Origin of the sequence: Microcoleus sp. CAWBG640, from assembly GCF_020883015.1 — a bacterium.
GTDB lineage: Bacteria > Cyanobacteriota > Cyanobacteriia > Cyanobacteriales > Microcoleaceae > Microcoleus > Microcoleus anatoxicus.
In genome coordinates, this window is sequence record NZ_JAHRFC010000011.1 from 24,098 (window position 1) to 49,281 (window position 25,184).

General features: G+C 44.6%; 24 protein-coding genes and 1 tRNA gene. 11 read left to right on the forward strand and 14 right to left on the reverse strand.

Annotated elements, in window-relative coordinates:
* Positions 1–43 precede the first annotated feature (43 nt).
* Both AAFP11_RS08200 and AAFP11_RS08205 read right to left on the reverse strand, forming a co-directional pair.
* Positions 44–961: a histidine kinase gene (locus AAFP11_RS08200; RefSeq protein WP_341736602.1), complete on the reverse strand. Its 918-nt coding sequence runs from the start codon at positions 959–961 to the stop codon at positions 44–46.
* Between the two features lie 309 nt (positions 962–1,270).
* Positions 1,271–2,668, reverse strand: coding sequence for an S-layer homology domain-containing protein (locus AAFP11_RS08205; protein WP_341736603.1), 1,398 nt, complete (start codon positions 2,666–2,668; stop codon positions 1,271–1,273).
* Positions 2,669–2,737: 69 nt separating this feature from the next.
* Here AAFP11_RS08205 and AAFP11_RS08210 point away from each other — a divergent pair, with 69 nt between their 5' ends.
* Entirely contained in the window at positions 2,738–3,283 is a 546-nt protein-coding gene (locus AAFP11_RS08210) for a hypothetical protein (RefSeq protein ID WP_340519217.1), read from the forward strand.
* A gap of 62 nt (positions 3,284–3,345) precedes the next feature.
* Here AAFP11_RS08210 and queF read toward each other — a convergent pair whose 3' ends face one another.
* Entirely contained in the window at positions 3,346–3,765 is a 420-nt protein-coding gene (gene queF / locus AAFP11_RS08215) for a preQ(1) synthase (protein WP_341736604.1), read from the reverse strand.
* A 141-nt stretch (positions 3,766–3,906) separates the two neighbouring features.
* On the opposite strand from queF, the gene AAFP11_RS08220 reads away from it, so the two are divergent.
* A complete protein-coding gene (locus tag AAFP11_RS08220; protein WP_341736605.1) occupies positions 3,907–4,539 on the forward strand; it encodes a hypothetical protein in 633 nt (210 codons plus the stop codon).
* Between the two features lie 88 nt (positions 4,540–4,627).
* Here AAFP11_RS08220 and speD read toward each other — a convergent pair whose 3' ends face one another.
* From speD to AAFP11_RS08255, 7 genes are all read right to left on the reverse strand, one after another.
* A complete protein-coding gene (gene speD / locus AAFP11_RS08225; RefSeq protein WP_341731713.1) occupies positions 4,628–5,050 on the reverse strand; it encodes an adenosylmethionine decarboxylase in 423 nt (140 codons plus the stop codon).
* 206 nt (positions 5,051–5,256) lie between these two features.
* Complete coding sequence (locus AAFP11_RS08230) at positions 5,257–6,318, reverse strand: pentapeptide repeat-containing protein (RefSeq protein WP_341736606.1); 1,062 nt, start codon at positions 6,316–6,318, stop codon at positions 5,257–5,259.
* 1,357 nt (positions 6,319–7,675) lie between these two features.
* On the reverse strand, positions 7,676–8,884 hold the full coding sequence (locus tag AAFP11_RS08235) for a general stress protein (protein WP_341736607.1): 1,209 nt from the start codon (positions 8,882–8,884) through the stop codon (positions 7,676–7,678).
* Between the two features lie 325 nt (positions 8,885–9,209).
* Complete coding sequence (locus tag AAFP11_RS08240; protein ID WP_341736608.1) at positions 9,210–9,674, reverse strand: BON domain-containing protein; 465 nt, start codon at positions 9,672–9,674, stop codon at positions 9,210–9,212.
* A 391-nt stretch (positions 9,675–10,065) separates the two neighbouring features.
* Positions 10,066–10,830, reverse strand: coding sequence for a hypothetical protein (locus tag AAFP11_RS08245; protein WP_341736609.1), 765 nt, complete (start codon positions 10,828–10,830; stop codon positions 10,066–10,068).
* A gap of 179 nt (positions 10,831–11,009) precedes the next feature.
* On the reverse strand, positions 11,010–11,918 hold the full coding sequence (locus AAFP11_RS08250; protein ID WP_341736610.1) for an LD-carboxypeptidase: 909 nt from the start codon (positions 11,916–11,918) through the stop codon (positions 11,010–11,012).
* 165 nt (positions 11,919–12,083) lie between these two features.
* Entirely contained in the window at positions 12,084–13,364 is a 1,281-nt protein-coding gene (locus tag AAFP11_RS08255; RefSeq protein WP_341736611.1) for a glutamate-5-semialdehyde dehydrogenase, read from the reverse strand.
* 174 nt (positions 13,365–13,538) lie between these two features.
* On the opposite strand from AAFP11_RS08255, the gene AAFP11_RS08260 reads away from it, so the two are divergent.
* On the forward strand, positions 13,539–15,251 hold the full coding sequence (locus tag AAFP11_RS08260) for a zinc metalloprotease HtpX (protein ID WP_341736612.1): 1,713 nt from the start codon (positions 13,539–13,541) through the stop codon (positions 15,249–15,251).
* Between the two features lie 65 nt (positions 15,252–15,316).
* On the opposite strand, the gene AAFP11_RS08265 is transcribed toward AAFP11_RS08260, so the two are convergent.
* From AAFP11_RS08265 to AAFP11_RS08280, 4 genes are all read right to left on the reverse strand, one after another.
* Positions 15,317–16,492, reverse strand: coding sequence for an acyltransferase (locus AAFP11_RS08265; protein WP_341736613.1), 1,176 nt, complete (start codon positions 16,490–16,492; stop codon positions 15,317–15,319).
* Positions 16,493–16,506: 14 nt separating this feature from the next.
* On the reverse strand, positions 16,507–17,022 hold the full coding sequence (locus AAFP11_RS08270; RefSeq protein ID WP_341736614.1) for an acyltransferase: 516 nt from the start codon (positions 17,020–17,022) through the stop codon (positions 16,507–16,509).
* 219 nt (positions 17,023–17,241) lie between these two features.
* Complete coding sequence (locus tag AAFP11_RS08275; RefSeq protein ID WP_341736681.1) at positions 17,242–18,258, reverse strand: succinate dehydrogenase/fumarate reductase iron-sulfur subunit; 1,017 nt, start codon at positions 18,256–18,258, stop codon at positions 17,242–17,244.
* A gap of 65 nt (positions 18,259–18,323) precedes the next feature.
* Positions 18,324–18,491, reverse strand: a complete 168-nt coding sequence (locus tag AAFP11_RS08280; RefSeq protein WP_341736615.1) for a hypothetical protein — start codon at positions 18,489–18,491, stop codon at positions 18,324–18,326.
* An 86-nt stretch (positions 18,492–18,577) separates the two neighbouring features.
* Between AAFP11_RS08280 and radC the strand changes: the two genes are divergently transcribed.
* The 8 genes from radC (at position 18,578) to AAFP11_RS08320 (ending at position 24,981) form a co-directional block, all read left to right on the forward strand.
* On the forward strand, positions 18,578–19,309 hold the full coding sequence (gene radC / locus AAFP11_RS08285) for a DNA repair protein RadC (protein ID WP_341736616.1): 732 nt from the start codon (positions 18,578–18,580) through the stop codon (positions 19,307–19,309).
* A 317-nt stretch (positions 19,310–19,626) separates the two neighbouring features.
* Positions 19,627–19,971, forward strand: a complete 345-nt coding sequence (locus tag AAFP11_RS08290) for a DUF1815 family protein (RefSeq protein WP_341731728.1) — start codon at positions 19,627–19,629, stop codon at positions 19,969–19,971.
* A gap of 72 nt (positions 19,972–20,043) precedes the next feature.
* Positions 20,044–20,220 (forward strand): zinc ribbon domain-containing protein, encoded by a 177-nt coding sequence (locus tag AAFP11_RS08295; protein WP_341736617.1) that lies wholly within the window; start codon positions 20,044–20,046, stop codon positions 20,218–20,220.
* A gap of 307 nt (positions 20,221–20,527) precedes the next feature.
* On the forward strand, positions 20,528–21,007 hold the full coding sequence (locus tag AAFP11_RS08300) for a DUF4079 domain-containing protein (RefSeq protein ID WP_341736618.1): 480 nt from the start codon (positions 20,528–20,530) through the stop codon (positions 21,005–21,007).
* Positions 21,008–21,177: 170 nt separating this feature from the next.
* Complete coding sequence (locus tag AAFP11_RS08305) at positions 21,178–23,739, forward strand: ComEC/Rec2 family competence protein (protein WP_341736619.1); 2,562 nt, start codon at positions 21,178–21,180, stop codon at positions 23,737–23,739.
* 100 nt (positions 23,740–23,839) lie between these two features.
* On the forward strand, positions 23,840–24,181 hold the full coding sequence (locus AAFP11_RS08310; protein ID WP_341736682.1) for a MerR family transcriptional regulator: 342 nt from the start codon (positions 23,840–23,842) through the stop codon (positions 24,179–24,181).
* 63 nt (positions 24,182–24,244) lie between these two features.
* On the forward strand, positions 24,245–24,370 hold the full coding sequence (locus AAFP11_RS08315; RefSeq protein WP_341736620.1) for a zinc ribbon domain-containing protein: 126 nt from the start codon (positions 24,245–24,247) through the stop codon (positions 24,368–24,370).
* Between the two features lie 524 nt (positions 24,371–24,894).
* Positions 24,895–24,981, forward strand: a tRNA-Ser gene (locus tag AAFP11_RS08320).
* The last annotated feature ends 203 nt before the right edge of the window (positions 24,982–25,184 follow it).

Consider the following 25,184-nt stretch of genomic DNA (forward strand, 5'->3'; position numbering starts at 1 on the left):
GCAGACTTCCTTTTACAATACCCAGTTTCAAATCCCCATCTTTTCAAAAAGGTTGTTTATGTCGTTCATCAACTTTGTCCTTTAATTTTCCTATAATCGATTGCAAACGACTCGCGTGTCTGACCATTTCCTCTTGATAAAAATCCAGCACACGACTCAAGCCGATCAGTTGACTTGCTTCCAGTATTTCCCTAGGAACAATCTTGTTAGTAGCCATAACTATCGGGGTGTTTGGGGAGTTATTAAAAACTACTTCCCCATCAAAAGGCAACAAGGCAGTTTTCACTGCCACCGCTAAAATATTTAACTGTTCTGCTATATTTAAGGAAATTTCTATGTTCAGTAAAATTTCTACCATAAATAAACTTCCCGAAGGCAGCAGTCCACCTATTCCTAACACAGATTTGACTTCATAGGGAATAAATAATGAATTTTGTTCAGCAATAAAGGGGCTATTTCGGGCTGAGGATATATAAAAAATATTTAATAACTTTGGCTCCATTTTTAACATTTTTTCATCAGCAATTCCCAGGACGGTAGGAATATCTAAACCTAACTGTAGAATCCGTTCAGAAATTGGCGGCATTTGAGCTACCAATGCTTCATTTACTAAGGGAATGACGATATTCGGGGCTTCGTCAGCATAATTAGACTGGGGTTCTTTTCCTGCGGAGGCTAACAGCGTCCAGCATTTCATTTCATAGGGGGGAATTTTATTCTGCATCAAGCTACGCGCAGATGCCTGCAATGAATCGTCTAATTCTCCGTAGGGATGGGTTTTGAAAAGACGTACTAAAACACAGGAATTTTGGGAGCTTTCGGAGTCATAAAAATATTGATAAATATAATCAGCAATTTTTTGACTTGTCTCTTGCATACTAGCAGAATTTCTACCTAACTGGCGCAGGACTAAGCTACATTTTGCCAAATTTCTCAAGGTAAACGGGGTCTGATTATACATCAAAAAACGCTCTCCCAGAAATTGAATACTCTTTTCTATTTATCCTTCTGGCTAGGGCCAGATCCGGAATAATACCAATTTCATCAATATTTGCTACAGATGCCGTTCAAAGCCCCCCCTTAGTAAGGGGGGGTTGGGGGGGGGTAGTTATGTCGCGCTACTTTAATATTTGCTACAGATGCCGTTCAAAGCCCCCCCTTAGTAAGGGGGGGTTGGGGGGGTAGTAATTATATAAAAAAAATACTATAGCCAGATAGCCGACTTCTGAAAGAAATCGACTATCTAACAGATATCGGCTTTTAGCTGTGGCTACTGAGGAGGTTGAGACTTGGCTTCCCCAGCATCTTTTGCAGATAATCCCTGATCTTGAACGCCAAAATACCACAAACTAGCCGCGGCTTCGGCGCGAGTCACGGATTTTTTTGGTTGAAACAATGTTGTGAAACCAAAAACCCGGCGAATATTGGCTAAATCTCCATTGTTAAAATCTGCTAAAACTGCTCGCGATGCTTGGGAATCAATCTTAGAAGTATCTTGAAAACCCCACTTTTCTTTCACTGCATCAATGTTAGCTGTGGGTAAGACTTGACGAGTATCTAAAGGTACTTTCCACAGAATCATTGCTTCGCGAGTTAAAGGTGCATCGGGACGAAATTTAATATCTTTAGTTTCTCCTGAAATGCTACTGGGAATTAAACCGGCTTCTGCTAAACCTTGAATGGCTGCAAAATCTGGGTCGGTTTTGGGTATGTCAGCAAAAGCTGGTTCGCTGGATGCTACTGCTAATCTAATTTGTTTGGCTTGACGGCTGGCATAAATTTGATTGTTAGCAGCTACTAACCAGCGGGCATATTCCCGACGGGTGGCTATTTTGTTTGGTTCGGGTAAGGTGTTTTCTGTTTCTAAATTTGCACCGGATTTCGATCGCACTTTCAGCACTTCCAATGAGGCTAAATCTGCTACATACTGCCGCAATTGTTGAGGAATTTGGCTATCTAATTGACTGGTTTTTTTGGTTTTTGACTCTGGAGATGATGTGGCAGTTGGTGCTTCGGAATTAGAGGAAGTTGGGGCTGGTGAGGGAGATTGGTTAGCATCGGAATTCTGAGGTTGGGGATTGCTGGCAATTTCCCCATTTGCTTTGTCGTATGCAATCACAAATTCTGTCGCACCTCCTAATTTTTGGGTAGGAGAAAGTGACACTGTTACTCGCAATTTATCTTGCTGGGCTACCACAGAACCTTGTCCGTCGGGGGTTGGGGGAGTGACTATTTTCCAGTTGCGACGCCCAAACTCATTCTGATAAAAACTTTGAATGGAATTAATCGGATCGGTGCTTTCGTAGCGCAGTCGTATATTTTGTTCTGAGGGGGTGCTTGGCCCTGTAACTTCGACCAACTGAGCATTAGGATATAGGGGTATCTCTGTTGGGAAATCGGGAGGGAGTTTGGCGTTTGTGCTGGTGTCCACTGGTGTAGCTGGCTGGGGGGAAGCCAAAGCCACGGGATTTTCTTTTAATTTGGGATCGGCGGCGAAGGATTCTTCCATCGCCTTGCTGTTGGGGCTGTTGGCGCAGCCTGTGACAGCCCCAAGCAGACAGATTGCTAGCAAAGCATTTACAGTTGCGAGTATATGGGTTTTACTGGTTTTAGTTGGCGATCGCCCTGTCAAGTCGCGTCGCCGTTGAGCAAATATAATATTCAACATAAATCCCCCGTTTGCGGATATAGTTCTAGGCTAGCGCAAATCCATCGGGCTAACCTAATTATTGCCAAAATGAACTTCCTACATTTATTCCTAGTTACTGCTACATTATTTGTCTCTGTTGTCAAGTTTGCTAGTCCCCTCCAGGCTGAATCTGCTCCCAGGGCGGGGGTACTTGCTCAACCGGATTGGCAGCCCTTTTGTTCCGCTGAGGGTTTGTTTGCGATCGACATACCAGGAACTACCAAAATTAATGCCGAGACTTTTTCAAATCAGATTATTGTTCATACCTACAGATCGATATTAAAAAACGAAGAAACTTATTTACTGCAATACTTCGACTTAGATTTAGCTCTAACTAATAATAACATTAAAATCACTTTAAATAATGCCGTTGATTTATTTGTGGTCGCATCTAATGCTAAATTGCTGCAAGTGCGCGATATTTCCCTGGGTAGTTATCCGGGAAAAGAATTTGAGTTTCAGTCCCTTTCCCCTAGTGCACCTGTAGGTGTAGGTCAGGTATTTTTGGTGGACAGACGTCTTTACGGCTTAGTCGCCATTACCTCAAAACCTGAAAATGCTCAAAAGTTTCTGGCATCTTTTCGTTTATTTTAAATCAGAACATGGAAGGTTCCCAAGGCTGTACTTGGGAACGAGAAATGAACAGGTTGTGCCTGCTACTTCTGATGGGATACCTCAATTACGGTGTGCACGTTCCCTCGTGGCGAAAAATCGCCTTTAATGGTGGCTGAATGTGGCGCGCAAGCGGCGACGAAATCGTCTAGAATTTGGTTGATCGATTCTTCGTGAGAAATGTAGCGATCGCGATAACTGTTAATGTACAGCTTGAGCGCCTTCAATTCCACTACTCGTTCGTCGGGCACGTAGGTGACGTGAATTGTCGCAAAATCGGGATAGCCGGAAAACGGACACTTGCAGGTAAACTCCGGTAAAGTAATGTTAATGGAGTAACGCCGGCCGACTCGCGGATTCGGGAAGGTAATTAACTCTCCTTCTAAAATCTGGCGTTCGCCGTATTTCATTGCCTCGGTACTTGACTTTTGTGACATACTTTCTTCTGTTTGGTGGTTGTTCATAGCGAGCCACTGGAAACTGCTAACATTTAACTAGACTTCACTATCTGTAACAAATATCTTGACGAATTGTGTGGCGATCGATCTAATTGCAAATACTCTCAGGCTAAACTAAAAAAAGCTCACCCTCGCCATCTATAAATTATGCAAAATACTACCTTACCTGACCATAACTCCTCCGCCAACTCAAATAACTACTCTCCATCAGTACCTATTTCCCTCTACCGAGAAGTCACTGCCGAGTTGCAATCAGCCCAAGCAATGCTGGACTCTCTCAAAACTCATAATCAGCAATTAGTCCAACAAAATCAACAACTGCGGCGAGAAGTAGAAACAGTAGTTCAAGCATCCATATATCTACAGCAAGCGGTCAATTCTGCTCAAAGTGTTAGCCAGACTGGGATGCCTCAAATGACTCCGGTCAAAAAATTCAATCTCAGCGTGGAATCCCCTCGCCTAGCATCTTTACCATTCCCGGCTGACTATTCCGTACCCAACGACACCTCTACCCCAAATCCAGCCCCTGCCACTGTGAATTTCCCTTTCCCCATAGCAGCAGGCGAACCAACAGCCCCTTCCCTAGATGAAAAACTACCCGATAAACTTCCCGAAAAATTATTTACCGAAGTACCCGAAACTCCTTACCGTTTGCGCTCTCAATCAAAAAAAGCCTCTGACTTGAGCGGATTGTGGTTAGCCCTTGCTATTTTTCTGATTGTGATTGCTGCTTTCGGCGCTGGTTATGTAGTTGTTCGCCCTTTATTAATGAAAAAGTAAATTTCCAAAACAATAATCCCACGGTTCTAACCGTGGGATTTTCAGCAAAGGATAGCATAAAATAGTTAAAGTTACGCTAATTGGCTGATTATACTCTAGTGGCACCCGTCTCTATCAAACGAGGCGCATACTGTTCTTCAGAAGCAGAACCTAAGATGCCCACCCCTGGCTCGAAACCGCGCGTGAACTCAGTGAGTTTTACCTGTTTAGCTTCCAAAGCTGTCTGTAGCACCTTCATGGCCTTGTGAGGGTCGCCGGCACCGCAGAAAAATAAATCCGCAGCAAAATAACCGTGTTCAGGCCAAGTATGGATTGCTATATGAGACTCAGCCAAAGTAGCAGTAGCCGTCACTCCGTGAGGACTAAACTGGTGTACGCACAAATCGATGAGAGTAGCTCCTCCGGCTTCGATCGCATCGAGAATAGCGCGGCGGATACGTTCAGGATCGTTGAGCAGGTCTCCAGGAGACTGCCAAGCATCAGCGACCAGATGGGTTCCCAATTGTTTCATTCTGCGGGGTTTTACCTCTATTGATTTTAAGTCTCAAACCTTTTAACCTTAGCACGGTGTCTCTAGTTTGGCAAGTAGGCAAACCCAAAATTTTTCAGATAGTCGCAAAGGAGCCGATCGAAACCACGAGTTTGTTGACGGTTGACTGTTCGCTGTTGGCTGACCACAGACCTCAGTTAACCGTTAACCGTCAACAGTTAACCCGATTAATCCCGACTGTGAGTAGCTCCATTGGGCAAAATTGCGCCGCCCAAAGCTGCTTCATTTAAATTAGCAACATTCAAACTCGCCCCAATCAAATTAGCCTCGGATAAATTAGTTCCTGTTAAATTTGCTCCCGCCAGAGAACTGAGCAGCAAACCAGCTCCCGACAAATTAGCACCACTCAAATTCGCCCCGCGCAAATCCGCTTCCAGCAAGCTAGCTCCAGACAAATTAGCACCGCTTAAATTAGCTCCCCGCAAAGCAGCTTTGTTCAAATTCGCACCCCTCAAATTAGCATTGTGCAGAATCAAACCATTTAAATTAGCTTTACTCAAATTAGCGCCTTGCAAATCAGCACCATTCAAATTAGATCCATTCAAATTAGCAGATTGTAAGTCAGCACCGCTCAAGTCAGCACCGCTCAAATTAGCCGCGCACATACAAACTTCTCGCAGACTTGCTTCGCTCAAAGAAGCTCCCACCAAATTAATACCGCCAAGATTGCCGCGATTTATATAAGCTCGAATCAGAGTTGCACCGCTGAGGTTAGCCCCGCTCAAATCTATTTCGCTCATAATGGCTCTAATTAGATTTGCTTTGCTCAAATCTACTCCACTCATAATGGCTCGACTCAGTGTCGCCCCGCTCAAATTAGCCTCAGTTAGTTTGGAGCCACTGAGCATACAAGCTCCCAGTAAACTGGCTCCAGTCAGAATAGCTCTGCTCCAGTCAGCCTGAGACAATATGGCTCCGCTGAGATTGGCACCGCTAAAATCTGCTCCGATCGCCATGGTTCCAGTTAAACTAGAACTGCCCAGATTCGCTTCAATGAGTTTGGCCTTAGATAAATTAGCACCGCTCAAGTCGGCTCCGTTTAAATTAGCTCCAATCAGTTTGCTTTTAATTAAGTTGGCCCCTTTCAAATTAGCCGTGCTTAAATTTGTCCGACTGAGATTAGCTTCACTGAGATTAGCTTTAATGAGGTTAGCACCTCGAAAATCTCTTTCTCCGTTTCTATGTCTAATTAAAAATTCATCAGCACTTAACTGTTCAGTGGAATTCATAAAAAAATTGAGTGAGTTTCCTTGCTTTCTCGATTCGATGTTCTATGCAGTCTGAAAAATTCGTAGTTTAGAGGTTGCCAGTATTTTTTTCAACAAATACTTACTGCAACAGCAAAAATGGCAAAAACTGGTAGATTCCCAGCAGCATCGTGCGAGGGAATTGGGAATTTTGTTAATAGTTAGTTTTCGGTCGTTATGAGTTAATTAGTTATTAGTGATTAGTTGTATTTTCTACTAACTGCTAACTGCTAACTATTAACTACTAACCATTTACCAAAATACTTAGTAGTTGTCGATCGCGCCTAGGAGCGATCGAGTATTTGGGGTATCGGTGGTGGCACAGAGGCCACATTCTGACCCGAAAAATTGCTGCTACAGGCGATCGAATGTATTAGTCCCAGAAACCCTCAAGAGAGTAGAGCTTAAACACTTCTACCTTGTAGCATCTGCTTGATACCTTCGAGAACCAGTGACAGCAGCACCCGGTCAGCTCAGCTAGTGTCACCTCCCCCCACTGTGCATAGTGCCAGTGAAAGCCAACAGGAAGGCTCTTTCCCTCTGAGTTCTGAGCCGGTCACAAACGAAGGAAGCAACAGGCTATCCCTCGCCTGCAATTTCGCATAAAGACTCTCCGCGAGCCATTTCCGTGCTCCCGCGCTGATGTGCTTGCTGTTAATCTTGATTCGATCCATGAGCGCTTGCGGTTCTAATTAACAGAACACCTGACACTAGACGCACTCTCGGACATCATAGCTGTTCCTGGGCTTCTCAAATGCTTCGCTGAGGCATTCCCAGGAAAACTGTATTCCTGTAGCAGGTCTTGCCAACGGCAATTAGGCTGCTCCATCCAACCAATTGCCAACCTAAGCCTTGGGGGAATCTGTTCGAGAGCCCTCAATCTGGGCTGGCGACGACAATATTGTTTTAATAGTTGCCGACCACCGCAGGCCGTACTCGGCGCGTGGGACTGGACTACTTCACATCTATAAGTTGCTGAAATTAGCGGCCCCATAACTTAAAGATAGTCGCGATCGATCAACCGAGCAATATCTGCTGTAAGGTATGCCGTCTAGTTAAATCATACTCCGTCCTTAGCAAGTAAGCAGTAGTGAGTGTTACAGACACCAAATTATGACCAATGTGGTGTATAAAAATTAATGTTAAGAATTAATTTGACTGTGGAGCGGCTGGTCGGGAACAGGGATTAGCCCAGTCCACGACACAAATCCAAATCGCACTGTGGAAAAGCAGTTTTTTTTACTTTCCATAAAAAATCCCAAGTCGGCAATTTCAGATAAATTGCCGACTTGGGAGATGATTTTGCGGTTAAATATCTATTCGCAAAAGCTGAGTTCACTTACAGGCGACTGTTGCTAGTAACACCCTGATTTGGGTCATAAATATGAGGAGTGGTCTCAACTCCAGGAGCGCCGGGAACACCGTAGTCAGTGCGAGCATTATCCACGCTGGGATAATCGTAGATGCCCAAGTTCTGAACACCTCCCTTGTTGAGAATCGTTTCGGCTTTGGCGACTTCTGCTTCACTACCGTTGAGCAGTACCAGATAGTCTCCGCGAGATACCCGATCGCTGTATGCTTTAGCTTCATCTTCGGGAATTCCCAAACCAGCTAGGGCTCCGATCAAACTACCTGCTGTGGCACCCAAAGCAGTACCAGCCAATGTAGTCGCAATCGCCGTAGCTTCAGCACCCGCCAACATAATCGGCCCAATACCGGGAATGGCCAACAAGCCCAGACCTACCAACAAACCAGTCAAACCGCCCAAAGCGCCACCGGTGAGAGCGCCCTTCGTTGCACCTTCATCAGCCTTATTGTCCGCGCCCTCTTTGACATCAATACCTGCAATTTCGCCCTTAGAGTCGGCATCCTTAGCGATGACAGAAACCCGATCCATATCGAAACCCGCAGCTCTAAGCTCTGTGAGCGCTTGTTCCGTCTCACGTCTGGTAGAAAATACGCCCACAGCGCGCTTGTGGCGGCCCGAAGCTTTACGATGAGTGTCTACCGGCACATCGTAAATACCCCAATCTTGAATACCCCGGACACTGAAAATTCCTTCAGCGGTAGCAATTTCTTCATCGGTACCTTCTACGAATACCAAATATTCTCCACGGGAAATGCGATCGCTATAAATTTTAGCTTTGTCATCTGGAACTCCCAAACCTACCAAACCACCAGCTAAACCTCCCGCAGCGGCCCCAATCGCGCCTCCGACAGCAGTGTCAGCCAGCAAAGTTGCCAAAGCTCCCCCAGCCATCACAGGCCCAACTCCCGGAATCGCCAGCGCACCAATGCTTCCGAGCAAACCAATCAAACCCCCAGTCACAACTCCCGCCGTCGCCCCTGCTTTCGCGCCACCGGCAACTTGGTCATCGGTACTCTTACCCGCAGTCGCACCTGCGATTTTGCCTCCCTCCAGATTTTCGCCCACTACCGAAACTCTATTCATCGGAAACCCTGCACTTTGTAGTTCCATGAGAGCGAGTTCAGTATCTCGGTAATTAGAAAATACTCCTACAGCCCGTTTGTGTTGACCTAAAGCCATTTTTTTTCTCCTTCAAAATATTCTAGTTTTAACTTGTCAACAACTACAGAATTTAATTTCTGTTTGCTGCTATTAATATAAATTAAGTCATTTTTTACCTAACAAATTCATCGCTCGTTGGACATAACTTGCTTCTGTATCTTCCGACCGATATTCACTGGTTTTCCACGGAGTAAATCCATCTCTCCATTAGAGATTTAAAAGTAAAGAATTTGCTCATTTTATGCTGAGTAACCAGGATTGAGATAAACAAAAAAAGTCCCAGGAGAAGGGGACTCATAAATCTAGGGGATATTCAAGTCTGATTTGGTATTACTACTGAAGCTTATTTGGCTGTAGCCGGGGCAACAACTGCGGTAACATTCACTGTTTTGACACCCTTAATCTGTTTAGCCAAGGGTTCTATTTTAGCTAAATCTTGTTGATTAGGAACTGTTCCTCCGATGGTAACTACCCCATCTTTGGCATCCACAGTTAGCTGACCTTTCGTAATATTGACTTCCAACTTAGAGCGCACTTCACTTTTGAGGTCGCCGTCGGCTCTAATGGCATCGCCACCTGTCACATTGTTGCGCTGTTCTCGCGCCCTAATATCAGAATTGGCTTGGGCTTTGCGAACATCGCTAGTTGCGTCGCCCTGAGTTTTTTTGACGGTCTCGGCTGCGGGAGGACTAGCTGTAGTTTGTGTGGCGGAATTAGGAGCATCAGCGCTAGTTTTTGCACCTTCACTGCAAGCTACTGCTCCAAATAACAGAATACCGCCGATCAAAAATGGTGTTAGTTTGTTCATAATATTTGAATACCCAACAGGTAACTTTTAGGTGATAGGACTGATTGTTTGGCTTTTGTGGGTGGAATTTAAAAACCTTATTTTTAATATAAATATTTTGGTAAATAGCTACATCGCTCTACAGGTGTAACTTTGTTCTATGTCGTTAGACATAGTAAAAAAAATCATGGAGCCAGGATGGGGATAATTTTGATAGATTTGAAGTAATGGGTAATTGGTAATGGGTAATTGGTAATGGGTACTAGGTAATTGGTAATTGGTAATTGGTAATGCCCAAGTCCCCCATGCCCCATTACCCATTACCCATTACCTAGTACCCACCTAACTGAGAAAGGCTATAGATTGTTTGCTCGCCTAAAATATCTGTAAAACCCGCCCGGAATTATCTAAACTATCTCGTGACGCATTGTCCGCCCACGACTACCCGACACTGATTTCGGCTATCATCAATCCGAGCCGAATCTAAATTCCTAGTGCGCGAGTTATAGTAATAATCTCCCTGGGGATAATCGCGAGTTGGTATCGCACAATAAGTCATATCTCCATCATCAAACCTTACTCTCACCAGAGAACGTCTCTGGTTACAGTCCACAGCCCGCAAACCCAAATCATCTCGCAAAATCTGTTCTCCGTCGTACCTGTTGTTATTATCTCTCCGATTGGAGCGCCCGTTATTGTTCCTGTTGTCCCGCCAATCCCTAGCCCTTCTGTCACCCTGAATCCCAGAAACTTCCAACGTATAATTTCCGCCCCTTGTAGCATCTTTTGCTAACACTAAAAGTCGATAATCGCCACTACGGGGAATCTGATAATTAAAAGAAGTCTCTTGGGTAAAAGCTACTTGTTTGTTATTCCCGTAAAACAGCACCATTACAGGAGTAAAACCGCCACTTCTGTTAGTGTTTAAATAAACTTGGATATCATCGCCTTCGTTAGCAGTAAAAGTGTATTCTTGACCACGTAATTCTTCGGTTGGTGATCCTGGTACCCACATATTTCGGAAGCGGTAGATGGTGGATGTGCGACGAATTACTCCGTCGAGGCGATCGCCATTGGTGATTTGTTCAGCCCCAGCACCGGAGGAAATTCCAGTCAGTGCTAATCCTGCAACTAGCACAGCGGCGGTAATATTTTTTAACAATTTGTCTGTTTTCATATTCACCTCTTTGGGTAATTTTTTAATTTTTTTGGCTGTGTTTACACCGACATTTGCACAGATAAAGGCGGTAATGGATGGTCGGTAAAAGGCTACATTTTAAATATACTTTCGGTCATCCAGTGTCAACCTCACCCAACAGGACTATTTAGCCATTGCAAAGTGCGATCGCTCAGAATTTAGCCGCAAATGAGCACTCCCGATTCAGCATCGAGACTGGCCATAATTCCCATTGGTAAAGCAGCGTTAACTCCGTCGTGTCCAAAGGGTAAATCCGAGACAATGGGAATATTTAAGTCACCCAGGCGATCGCGCAAAACTTCTTCTACACTAAAACTGGGAATCTGCGGGTCAATCTCGCAACGACTGAAACGTCCCAAAGCAATCCCCTGCACCCCTGTAAAAGCCCCCGCCATCCGCCAAGTCGTCAACATTCGATCGATCCTGTAAGGAGCCTCTGAAACATCCTCAAATGCTAGAATCACCCCGGTTAAATCCGGTTGATAGGGGGTTCCGAGCAAATGAGTAGCCACCGTCAGATTCGCGGGAAACAGCGTCCCCGTGGCTTTTAGACCCCCCCATCCCTTGCCAGACAAAGATGGTAACGGACGACCTTCTACATAGTCAAAAAGACGATCGACAGACCAATCAGGTTCCAGGCCCAAAGTAGTCAGCAGTGGCCCGTGAACGCCCCAAATGCCTAGTTTATCGTGATTCCAGAGCAAAGCCGTAATATCTGAAAAGCCAATCAGCCATTTCGGAGAATGGGAATCAGGAAATGGCGATTGGGTATTTTTTGCCACTCTTCCTGTTTCCAAAAGTCGAGTGCTGCCGAAACCACCGCGCACGCATAGAATACCGCGACAATCTGGGTCCTTAAGGGCATCTGTGAGTTGTTGGAGTCTGTTTTCGTCAGAACCAGCCAAATAGCCCCAGCGACTGTCAAAACCGGGACTTAATTCAACTCGATAGCCGCGGGATTTCCAAATTTCTACACCACGTTCAAAGTTAGTTAATTCTCGCAAAGTACCACTGGGGGAAATTACTCTGAGCAAATCTCCTGGTTGCAGAAATTCTATGTTACTCATTTGTGATTGGTTATTTTTGATTTTAATATTACTCAGGATTTACAAATCCCGATTTTGCATAGGCGAAGCATGACCGCAGACAATTTATTAGTGATAACCAGAGATTTACAGCCGTCATGCTTCACCCCTAGGAATATATTGGCACTCATTGAGATGCACCCGGATTTACAAATCCCGATGACTAAACTTCTGAGACTGATTTCCCACATAACTAGCGGCAATATGTCCATCTCCCACCACTCGATACTTGTACGTCACCAATCCTTCTAAACCAACAGGCCCGCGAGGTGGCATTTGCTGGGTACTAATCCCCACTTCTGCACCAAAACCGTAGCGGAAACCATCGGCAAATCGAGTGGAACAATTGTGATAAACTCCGGCGGCATCTACTCGATCTAAAAAGGTTTCGGCGGCTTCGCTATCTTCGGTGACAATTACATCTGTGTGTCGGGAACCGTAGGTATTAATGTGATTAATTGCTGCTTCCACAGAATCTACTATTTTGATTGACAAAATTAAATCGCTATATTCTGTAGACCAATCTGTTTCTGTAGCTGGGGCAATATCCAAGATTTCACGAGTTTTTTCATCTCCCCGCAGTTCGACTTTTTTCTCCTGCAAAGCTGCGGCTACTAGAGGCAAAAATTTGGGAGCGATCGCACTGTGAACCAACATAGTTTCAATGGCATTACAGGCTGCGGGATACTGAGTTTTGGCATCGACGGCAATCGAGATTGCTTTGTCAATATCCGCAGCTTGGTCTGCATACAAATGACAAATTCCGTCGGCGTGTCCCAAGACGGGAATTCTGGTGTTTTCCTGCACGAACTGGACAAAAGAGTTGGAGCCTCTGGGAATAATTAAATCTATATATTTATCCATCTTTAGCAATTCGATTGTTTCTTCCCGCGTGGTTAGTAACTGCACAACCTGGGGATTGACTACGGTTTCTGCTAAGGCTTGTTGAATGACTTTTGTCAAGATTTCGCAGGAACGGACTGCCTCTTTGCCACCTTTGAGAATCACGCCATTTCCTGATTTGATTGCCAAGGATACTATCTGAATTAAAGCTTCAGGACGGGCTTCAAAAATAATTCCTAAAACGCCCAAAGGACAGGTAACGCGCTTCAGAATCAATCCTGCATCCAATTCCCGGTGAATTTGCACGACACCGATCGGGTCTGGCAGTTTGGCAACGTCGCGCACACCGGCGATCGCACTTTTCAACTTCACCTCATCCAACTTCAGGCGATCGTACAACGGTTTAGCAATGCCCTCGGCCTGAGCGGCTTGGCAATCTGCCACATTTGCCGCCACAATGGAGGGCGCAGCAACTTCTAAAGCTTTAGCAATAGCTTCAATGGCTTGATTTTTGGCATCCGCGGACAAAACGGCTAACTTTCTAGCAGCTTGGCGGGTGGTTTGGGCAATTTGGGCGATCGACATAACAGTAACTTGTCAAAAAATTATTATACTCAGTTTCTATTTTAACAAAACTAGAACAAATTCTATACTTTTGTTGAGAATCTGTACAACATTCCGAAGTTACAGGCTAAAACAGTGAAGTATATACAAAGCATGACGGACATTCGTCTTTTAAAATAACCTTTGGAGATTATTATGTCTTCTCAATCCCGTTTACACAAGACAGGAAGAACTCCCAAAGCTGGCGTTAAGCTGGTACAAAAAACGGGAGGAAATCTCGTTTTAGCTTCCGGTGTCACTATCACCCTGCTATTAGGTATGGTGTTAGCCTTATCCTTAGCGGCAGTTTTCATTATCAATAGTCCAGATCCAGTAACCGGATTGGCGATCGCACTTCCGATTACGCTAATTTTCAACATCGCCGCTTTTTTCTTCTCACCTTGGTTAATGGACTTAACCCAAAACTGGCTTTACAATACTCGCTGGGTTTCCCTAGCAGAAATTGAAGACAAAAGTCCTGAAACAGTGAAAGTTATTCAGAAAGTTTGTCAGCAGCACAAATTGAAGCAACCACGGTTAGGAATTATCGATGACCAAAACCCCACTGCTTTTACCTACGGTTCCTTTCCAAACAGCGCTCGCGTCGTCGTCAGTGAAGGTCTTTTTACCTATTTAGATGACGATGAAGTTGCCACTGTTTATGCCCACGAACTGGGTCACATCGTCCACTGGGATTTTGCAGTCATGACTTTAGCTTCGACTTTAGTGCAGATTACTTATTTAATTTACACTACCGCTCACAGGCTCGGCAATAGGGGTGGGGAAAAAGTGAAAGATGCGGCCAGTTCCGTAGCGGCTGTGGCTTATTTGTTTTACATTGTCGGCACTTATTTGTTACTATACTTGTCGCGCACCAGGGAATATTTTGCTGACCATTTTGCTGCTGAAACTACTGGCAACCCCAATGCTTTGTCCCGCGCTTTAGTCAAAATTGCTTACGGAATTTTGGAAGAAGGACAAAGGGCAACAGAACCCAGCCGCTTATTAGAAGGAACTCGCGCTTTAGGCATTTACGATGCCAAAGCTGCCACATCTACAGGCACTGCTTACCGGATTTCTTCGGAACCAGAAAAGATCGGGCGGGTATTTTTGTGGGATATGTTTAACCCTTGGGCTTGGTGGATGGAGTTGAATTCAACTCACCCGCTGACTGGTAAACGAGTTCGCGCTTTGAGCACTTATGCGGAACAATTAGGCTTAGATACTGAGTTTGATATGGGGAGGATTGTCGGCGAAGGCCACAATTTGAGCAAGCGGAAATTGTACGGCAATTTTGTGTTGGATTTGCTGCTTTACAGTGCAGAAATTGTCGGTTTGTCTGTGGGTTTTGCGATCGGAATTTCCCTGTCGGCTGCCAATCCGATGATGATGATTGCCTGTCCTTTAATTGGTTTGGGTACGGGGATTTTCCTGAAGACTTTGGTGATGTTCCCTACATACAACCAAGCAGAGAGTTTGGATGTTTTAACTTTAATGTCTGACCCCTATGCTAGTCCTTTGCGGGGTCAACCTGCGAAACTTCAGGGCGAATTAATTGGTCGTGGTGATGCTGGTTATGCTTTCGGTTCTGATTTGAAATTGCAAGATAGAACCGGGATGATTTATCTGCGTTATGCTTCTCGTTTTGGCCCGATTGGTAATTTTCTGTTTGGGATGAAACGGGTGAAAAGTTTGATTGGGATGGATGTTAAGGCTTTGGGTTGGTTCCGCCGTGGTGTCGCACCTTGGATGGATTTAATTCAGCTTGAAAGCGATAGCGGTACGACGGTTAATAGTTATCACCGCTTCTGGTCTTTGTTATTGGCTATTGGGGCGATCGCGATCGGTATTGCATCGCTATTTCTGTAATTTCTATTCTGTTAGCACTCCGACTTTTTCCATAAGTCTGGGTGCTGATATTTGGCTTTTTTAGTTTAGTTGCTCATAAATGGTTTCTCAAAGATTATATGAAAAATATAAGCACTCAAGAGGCATAGTGGTAATCCTAATAGTGAAAGTAGGATAAAATTGACTAAAGGTGTTCGCATTACATCTTTGAGACCGAATTGAAGTAGTGCCATTGCTATGGTGTGTACTAAGTACAGGCTATAAGAAAAAGACCCTAATTTAACTAGCCATCGCCCTTCTAATATCTTCAAAATACCTTGGAAATTAGTTTTTAATCCCTCCGATAAAAACCGCGTGCAGGAGATAATTAACCCCGTAGCTACTAGACCCAATAAAATATCGTCAAAAATGATGTTTACTTGAATCAGATCGAAGGCATTGGCAATGACTAAACTAATCCAAATTCCACCTAGTAGACTCGTCACTAAATCCCAAGGAAATCTTTCTTTCAATTTTACTAAGGATTGCTTTTTAGAAAATCCGATCGTGGCACCAATCATGCCTAGTGTAAATAGGATTATGTACCACCAATGGGCGATGCGAAAACCAATTACAGCACCAAATATACTCGCCACAACTAAGACAGGTATGATGCCAAAGCGTCGCCATACAGGTAGTAGTAAAAATGCAAACACGAAATAGATTTGCCATTCTAGTGCTACACTCCACATGGGGGGATTGATCAGGAAGACCCATTGACCCTTGAGGTTATGAAGCAGCAATAAGTGTGATAAGATGCCATCTAGAGTGAAAGCAGGTTGTCCAGAATTCCAATGCCATCCTGTAGCAGACATTAAAGTTGCTGGTACTAAAGCTGACAACAGCAAGGAAAAGAAAAGGGCTGCGTAATAAGGAGGTAAAATTCTTCGGGCCCGTCGCTTGATGTAATTAACAACTCCACCTCGCAGTTTACCATCGCTAGATTTAGCAACAGGTAACATTAAACAATAGCCAGAAAGTACAATGAAGATGGCAACACTGGATGCTCCATGAGACATGAAGACTTCTATTATTGAGTTCAACAAGTAAGGGAATTTTATTATTCCTGATTTGGTGTTAATGACATCAAGATAAATGTGAAACCAGACCACGTAGAGAGCTGCAATCCCCCGCATTCCATCTAAAAATTCAAGCCGAATTCTTGTTGATTTGGCGGGATTTAATGGCTCTGCGGAGGATTGAGATAATTCAATTCTAGACATGAAACTCCGTAATATTATTCAGAGAAAGTGCGATCGCTATTGGAAGGGGGGTCGATTTTTTTGACAACTCTCGCAGGTATTCCCGCCACAATACTATAAGGCTCTACGTCTTTATTCACTAGGGAACCAGCAGCTACTACTGAATGCTCTCCTATGATGCAAGGACCAATCACCGTCACATTACTAGCCAGCCAAGCTCCTTCTTTGATGATGACATCTCTGCCAAAGCCTGGAACAGTGATTTGTCTTTCACGACCAAACTTGTTATAATCATGGGTTCCTGTTAAAACTGAAACATTCAGTCCAAAAAATACATATTCTCCTATTTTGATGTCGCCGGAGATTGTATTAAAAGTAGCATTGTTAATCACCGCAGTTTCTGCTATTTGCAAACGGTCTTCATTCCCGTAAAGCAAGTATTTGAATAGAAAGCGGGTTTCCATGTATCTGTCGATCGCCAAATTTCCTATTTTGGAAAATAACTTATCGTAAATTTTAATTACCAGCAGCTTAATTTTTTTTTTGATCATTGTCAAACTCCTTATTTACTCTTAGATTTCTCCCAAAACAACGAGTTTTTGGCTGGCTCGATGCCAAACCAAAGCAAAATTTCGGGGAAGTCTCACCACATTTACGCTTCTTTAAAATCGAGAGCAGGGATTGAGGATGGGAAATACGAGGTATCTACCTGTTATCTCATCCCCAGAATCTCCAACTAGGCAATTTTACCAAAACATGACAACAAACAGTTAATCTGTTGATTTTTCTAAACTTTGAACTGATTCAATCAAATCTCGGATGGTGTTAGTACCTTCTGAACTCTCAAAGGATAAGGGGAATTTGCCGCGAGCGATCATTCTTAAACCCAAGGGGCCGAGACTTAATAAACCTTGGACATCGCGGAAGTAGTTTCCTACTACTTCGATGCCAAATTTACGCTCGTCTATCCAGCCACCTTCTTTGACTAGATTGATTAAGACTTTGCGGTGGCGAATCGATCGACTGGCTTGGTCATCTTTGCGATCGAGAATCTCTTGTTTAATCTTACCAATTTGATCCATCGGCGCAACTTCCATGGGGCAAACCGAGTTGCAGTAGTAACAACGGGTACATCCCCAAACGCCTTCTGTGCCTTGGTTATATTTTTCCAGGCGATTTTCTGTATCGCTATCGCGGGAGTCGGCGATGGTGCGATAAGCTTTGGCTAGGGCGTGGGGCCCGACAAATTCTGGGTTGACTTCGCGGGCGTTGCACTCAGAATAGCACGCGCCGCAGAGGATGCAATTGCCTGTTTGGTCGAGTTTCGATCGCTCTTCTGGTGTTTGCAGAAATTCGCGTTCTGGCACTGCTCGCCCCGAAGTGCTGACATAGGGGTCAACGGCTTCCAGGTTGTCCCAAAAACTGGTCATATCTACGACCAAATCTTTGATTACGGGCATATTTCCCATGGGGGCGATCGTAATTTCTGGGATGAAATCGGTTGGTTTTTCTGCCGAACTGAAATTAGCTATTTTATCAAGTCTTGCGAGTTCGCTGCCAACATTTTCTTTGCAAGCTAATGCCGATAGACCATTAATCCGCATGGAACAACTACCACAAATTGTGTTACGGCAATTTTTGCGGTAGGCTAAGGTGCCATCCTGTTCCCACTTAATGCTATTGAGGCAGTCGAGGATAGTATTGCTTTCTTCTACCTCTAGCGTGTAAGTATGAACGTGGGGAGGTTCGTTTTGATTTTGGCGAACTACATTAAAACGGACTTGCATAGTTTTGGCTAGGAAGTTTTCGTACATTTTAAGCTGAAATTTTTGGTTATTTAAAAAGCTATTAATTATTTAATATATAAATATTTATCAAAAACCGCCGTAAATTCCGCACCGCCTTGGTCAATTCCTTGGGGTTTTTTACGCGATCGCACTGATTTTAACAGAGAGAGCGATCGGCTAATATGGGAACTTGGTTGAGCTTGCAATGTTGGTGCGTCCGCGGCCCTAGACACTTAGAAAAACCTAGCATCCTGACCACAAGCCCCTGGATTCATCTGTAGGTTCAATCTCAAATCTCAAATCTCAAATCTAAAATTCGATGACTTACAGCTTGAGAATTGTCGATTTACCGACAAGTGAACGGCCGCGGGAGCGCTTGATGGCTAGTGGCCCAAAAAGTTTGGCGACGGCGGAACTGATTGCGATTCTGCTCGGTACTGGGCAGGGAAAGGGCAAGCTTTCGGCTGTGGGGTTGGGACAATATATTTTAAATCAGTTGAGCCAGCACCAGCGGGACCCTCTGGCTGTGCTGCGAGATATTAGCGTGCAGGAGTTGACCCAGATTCACGGGATTGGTCCGGCTAAGGCGACGGGGATTTTGGCTGCGGTAGAATTGGGTAAGCGGGTGTTTCAGTCGCGGCCACCGGATTTGGCAATTGTTGACTCTCCCCAATCGGCTGCGGCTGCTCTGAGTCAGGATTTGATGTGGCAGTCTCAGGAACGTTTTGCTGTGGTGTTGCTGGATGTAAAAAATCGGCTGCTGGGAACTCAGGTAATTACCATCGGCACTGCGACGGAGACTTTGGCTCACCCTAGGGATATTTTTCGGGAGGTAATCCGTCAAGGGGCCACCAGGGCGATTATTTCCCACAATCATCCGTCGGGAAATCTGGAACCGAGCCCGGAGGATATTGCTTTGACACGACAGTTGCTGGCTGGCGCCCAGTTTTTGTGTATTCCGCTGCTGGATCATTTGATCTTGGGAAATGGCGATTTTCGGAGCTTACGACAGACGACGACTCTTTGGGATGAGTATCCCCAGGGCGATTGACATCTTCTACTTAACTAACTACATAGCTATCATTAGTTATTTGTATCTTTGGGTGATTCAATGGCTGAATCACCGATTACAGAAGGCAAATTTTGTGGCTTGAGCGCTCTGTGGCAGAGTGTTTGATCTGAATGTCGCTGCTGATACTCCGTGGAGAACACAACTGGGTTAATCTAGTAATGGTGGGCTGAAGAGATCGCTAATTTGATTTTTTTCTAGCATACTGAACGTATACTGTACCAGCACCTAGGGACCCAATCATTAAGAAATTATGAAATTGGGTATAAAATAAACGGCGTGGTGATAGGAGAAAAACTGTGTTTCTGAGACTTGCAGAACAACACCGTAAATTCGTCCAAGATTTGGTAATGAACCTCCAAGCTTTAGCGATCGTGCTAGAGCATCGGGGTTATCTGGCATCCTGCTACACTTGCGGGGGTCAGATGAACAGTGCCTCATTTATGGTCAGTTTGACGGATAATCATCTGATTCGATTTTTAGTGTCAGATTATGGTATCACTTGGACTGAGATGCGGGACGATCGGGAACTGATGAAACTAGAAGGTGCAGAAGCGATTAGTCAGTTACAAGAACTGGCAAATCTCGTCAAGTACCATATCCAACCTTCGGAAGCTACTTTGGCTACGGCCCAACGAGTCTAGCGATGGCTTTTATCCGAAGGAGCCGACAGCGAAAGTCTATGCTTCCCTGCTGCCAACCACTCCCCAGGGAGTATGTTGAGAAGGCCAGAAGTTGCGGAGCGATCAGTTTATGATAAATTAGGTGGCTCTAAAACATTTAAATGCCCTAACTGCGGTCACGAACATGACCGAGATTGGGGCGGCGCTCGGAACATTATGATCCGAGCTTTGAGGGACGGCTCCTTTGCTTTAGCTATCAATTCAGAGTGAGGATGAGGCTGTGAAGATTGGCGAGGCGCAGTCAGGGGGTATGTTAAATGGGTGAACTGCGTTGATTTTTGCCCTTTGATTTAGTCTATAAGACTAACAATTAATTTGAAGCAGCAGCAATGCTGTCGAAATCTCACAGCCGGCCTTAGCCGGCTAAGTTTTGTTTAAATGTATGTTTTCAGTTGGTTTCTATAATTTCCAATTGGTGTTGATTAAAGTTGACGATCGCCCAGGCAACCATAATATTTTATAATGTATTTAAAATTGCTCCGAAAAAATCGACCGGGAAGTTGAGAGTCAGAATCAAATGGTAAATTTAAGCGAAATTCTAGAGCCTATAGCCAGTCAATTCCGCAGCCTGGGAATTCCCGAACCGATTACCCATTGGGGACACCCAGTCATGATGGGCATCGTGGTGGTAGCGATGGGCAGTTTTGTGGGTTATACAGGATGGCAAGGACGTTTGGCCACCGATAAAGACGTGGCCATCAAAAGTCGCTCCGATCACCGCAAACTTGCTCCCTGGATGTTTTTGTTCATCGCTTTGGGCTACACTGGCGGCTTGTTGTCTCTGGTGATCCAACACCAGCCAGTCATGGAAAGTCCTCATTTTTGGACTGGTTCGACAATCATTGTATTGTTGACTGTTAATAGTTTGATTTCCCTAACAGGTTTTGGCGGCGACAAGCTGGCACTGCGCGCTGTTCACGCTTATTTGGGCACGACAGCCCTGGCAGTGATGGTACTCCACGCGGCTTTCGGTTTAAAATTGGGTTTGTCTATTTAAGAAAGTGGCGGGGGAACTCCGTCACTCAAAAAAGCCTTTGCAAAAAAGGAAAAAGAAGCCCGCGGTCTAACTGTACTCAGTAGACCGTCAGGTTTGTTCACGAGCATACCCACATCCCTGACTTCTGCGGTGAAGTCGGGGATATAATAGCTATGGTGTTTTAGGTTTAGATGAATCAAGCAACGGGTGTAATTTTCTGTTTAGCTTACATTTTGGGATTGATTTCTACAGCGCTTCCTTGGGGTGGTTACGGTGTACTTTCCTTGGGAGTTGTTACGGCGATCGCCTTACCGAATTTTTTGCGAACATACACTCGAAACGCTGTAAAAAATACTAAAAAAAGACGCAGCAGAACTACTAAAAATCCTACTGATTCTTCCTTAGAAAAAACGGAAGAATTGAATTTTTATCAAATATTGCCGAGATCGAAATGGGTATGGTTCCTCGCAGGTTTGACGGGATTTCTCGCTAGCTTTTATTTTCAAATTCGCTCGCCAGTACCAGCCATTAATGACATCAGCAAACTGATTCCGGCTGGTGGTAATACTCAAGAAATCGCCGTGACAGTGCGCGGTAGAGTTGTTAGTACGCCACGGTTGACTCGATCGGGACGATCGCAATTTTGGCTAGACACCAATCTAGTTAGCGAAATCAACGGCGGCGAGGGAGGAGTAGTCGTAAATCGGGAAGTATCCGGTCAACTTTACGTCACAGTACCTTTGTTGCAAGCCACAGGTTTGTACGAAGACAATACGATCGCCGTGGTGGGCTCTTTGTACAAACCGCAGCGGCCATCAAATCCAGGGGCTTTTGATTTTGAAGCATATTTAGCCAGATCGGGGGCTTTTGCGGGTCTCAAAGGAAGCCAAATTGACTGGAAGAGAGAAAATGCGATCGCTGATGTTAATGGAAGTGAGAACCAAGCTGCTAGTTTTTCCGAGTCCAGCGCCATGCCCCAATCACACATTCAAGCCATGCGACAACGGATTGTGCGATCGCAACTATTTCACTTGAATGTTCCTGAAGGCACCTTAATTAGTGCGATCGCCCTCGGCAAGCAAGCAGTAGATTTACCTTATAACATCCGCGACTATTTTGTGCAAGTTGGATTAGCCCATGCGATCGCAGCTTCCGGCACTCAAGTTTCGATGGTTTTAGCTTTAGTTCTCGCTTTAACCAGGCGTTTTTCCAAACAGTTGCAGTTTAGTTTTGGAGTCGGCGCTTTATTGCTGCTAGTGGGATTAACAGGCTTTGAAGCTTCAGTATGTCGCGCTGCTTTAATGGGATTTGGAACATTATTTGCTTTGCTACTAAAGCGAGAAGTTAAGCCTCTGGGATTGCTCTTAATCGCTGCGATAATTTTACTGCTAGTTAATCCTTTGTGGATTTGGGATTTAGGTTTTCAACTCAGTTTTTTAGCAACTTTGGGATTGATAGTTACCACACCACCGCTGATGGCAAAGTTGGACTGGATGCCACCGGCGATCGCTTCTATTTTTGTGGTTCCCATCGCTGCTTCAGTTTGGGTATTACCCTTGCTACTTTACGTTTTTAATGTGGTATCTCCCTACAGTATTTTAGTCAATATTATTGCAGCTCCTTTACTCTGGATTTTGAGTATTGGGGGAATGATTAGTGCCTTAGCTGGATTGATTTTTCCACCGGCTGGTAGTGGGTTAGCGCAACTGCTAGAGTATCCTGCAAAAGGGTTAATTGCGATCGCTGAATATTTCTCCCAGTTACCGGGTAATTCGGTAGCTGTCGGCCAAGTATCCCAGTTGCAGCTAATCGCACTTTACAGTTTAATTTGCTGGGTTTGGCTGGGGAGAAAGTCAACCCCCCCCCAAGGAAGAGAAGAACCCGCACCTACCGCCCCCAAGAGGGGAAGCCAGAAGGGAAAAAGCACTGTTGTTTCGCTGCCAATTTTTTCATCAGCCTCAATTTTACCCCTGGCAATTGTGGCGGGAATTAGCATCATAGTTTTACCAGCTTGGCACAGTCAATTATCTTTATTTCAAGTTACTTTGCTGGCGACATCGAGGGAACCTGTTTTGGTAATACAAGAACGGGGAAAAGTATCACTAATTAATAGCGGTGATGACAATACAGTCCGGTTTATAGTATTGCCTTTCTTGCAGCAACAAGGTATCAATTCTGTGAATTTTGCGATCGCCACCCATCCTCATTTAGGTTTAAACGCAGGTTGGGGAAAATTATTAGAACGCTTGCCAATTCAAACATTCTATGATAACACATCTCCCAAACAAATTAACTATGCCAGCGGTCAAGAATTGATGACTGCGGTGCAATCTCGCCAAGGAGTTTACTTTCCTTTAGAAACTAACAGCACCATTAATCTGGGCTCTGTGCAGTTGCAGTTTGTGAATGCAGAAATCCCGGTTGTAGAACTGCTGGTGGGTGGACGAACTTGGTTGCTGCTGGGTGAAATAGCACCAGAAGCCCAAAAAAAATTGGTAGCAACGGGAAGTTTAAAGCCAGCTCAAGTGCTGTGGTGGTCGGGGAAAACCCTGACACCGGAGTTATTAACGGCGATTGGGCCAAAAGTGGCGATCGCCACTGCTGACGAAATTGACCCGGAAACGGCCGCACAACTTCAAAAAACCAAAACCCAAATTTTCTGGACGGGACGGGATGGAGCCTTGCTGTGGACACCAGCAGGGGGATTTAAGACCACCCTGGAGTCGCAAGAAAATCAAACTTCTGTTTTGTAGAGCTAGTACCTAGATAGCAAATAAGTAGACAGAATGGTACACTTATCGACAAAACTACGGTGTACCATTTTGTTTAAACTCGCGCGTTTTTGCAAAAAAGCTGGGATTGTCAGTAAAAACACTCCAGCGTTGGGATGTCTCAGGGAAGCTACCGGCCAAGCGCACCCTATCAGGTCATCGGTTTTACACAGAAGACGATTTTGCCTTTGAATTCATCCAAGAACTTGCCGTATCAGTCGGATGTGAAATTATAGTCGCCAACCAAGAATCACTGTCTCCTCAACATGAATTAGTAGAAGACCTGATGGCAATAATTCACTGTTTCTCCTGTCGGTTATACGGTCTACGAAATTACTCCAAGGAAATCAAAGAAAATTTAAAAAATGCTATTGACAAACCAGTACAGGACGTGGCAGAGTTAAACAAAGAAATCCAGTGTTGAGGTCGAACAATGCTTCTATCCATCAAAACAAAGTTAAAGCTAAACAAAAGTCAATCAACAGTTATGAGTAAACACGCTGGCATAGGTATGCCGTTAAAAGAAAGGACTTATAACTGTGAAAGTTGCGGTCATTCGATAGACAGGGATTTGAATGCAGCAATAAATTTATCACGGTTGGCTAAACCGTGAAAGCTTACTGAGGGATAGCCGCTCCCATGCCCCCGATGAAGTAAGAAGCAAATGTCTAGACTTGTCTAGTATTTGTATAGCAGATGGGCAAATGTGGCGCGTGGTGCGTTAAGATACAAAATACTCAAGGTCTCAACAAAATTTGCGGCCCCATCGCCTAAATCGGCTATCCGCTAATCACTGGACAAAAGTGGACAAGGTAGCCAGTCTAAGCCTTTAACTAGGCTACGTTAGCAGGGTCACGACACCTACGGGTGCTTTGGAGCCTGTAGCTCTGTCGCCGGAGATTAAACATCTTTATTTAGCTAAGGAAGTGTCTCCGGCACGACAAGCCTCGCTAACATTGACGAGGAAAACATAACCTGAGTAATCAGAGGACTTTTATGTCTAACTTTGTGTTCGTTCTAGATACCAACAAACAACCGCTTGATCCGATCGCCAAATTAGCGTCGCAACTACAACCTGAAGTTTTTGGTTGATTTTTACCTCGCGTTATGCAATTATTGTAGAGTAGCCAACCAATTGGAGAGGTGGCAGAGCGGTTGAATGCGGTAGACTCGAAATCTACTTTAGGGGTGACTCTAACGTGGGTTCAAATCCCACCCTCTCCGTACATTTCTTACTCCACAATGCTTTGATGCTATCAGTATCTTTAGCCAAAGGTGCAGTTTTATAGCCAGTGGTATATGTAAGTGGTATATGTACCACTCCGGTATATACCACTTTTTGTTTTAACTTCACCCCACCAAGGGGGCGATCGGTCAGGACAAAAGCATTTCTAAAACAGGACTTATACCAATTTCATAAATATTTG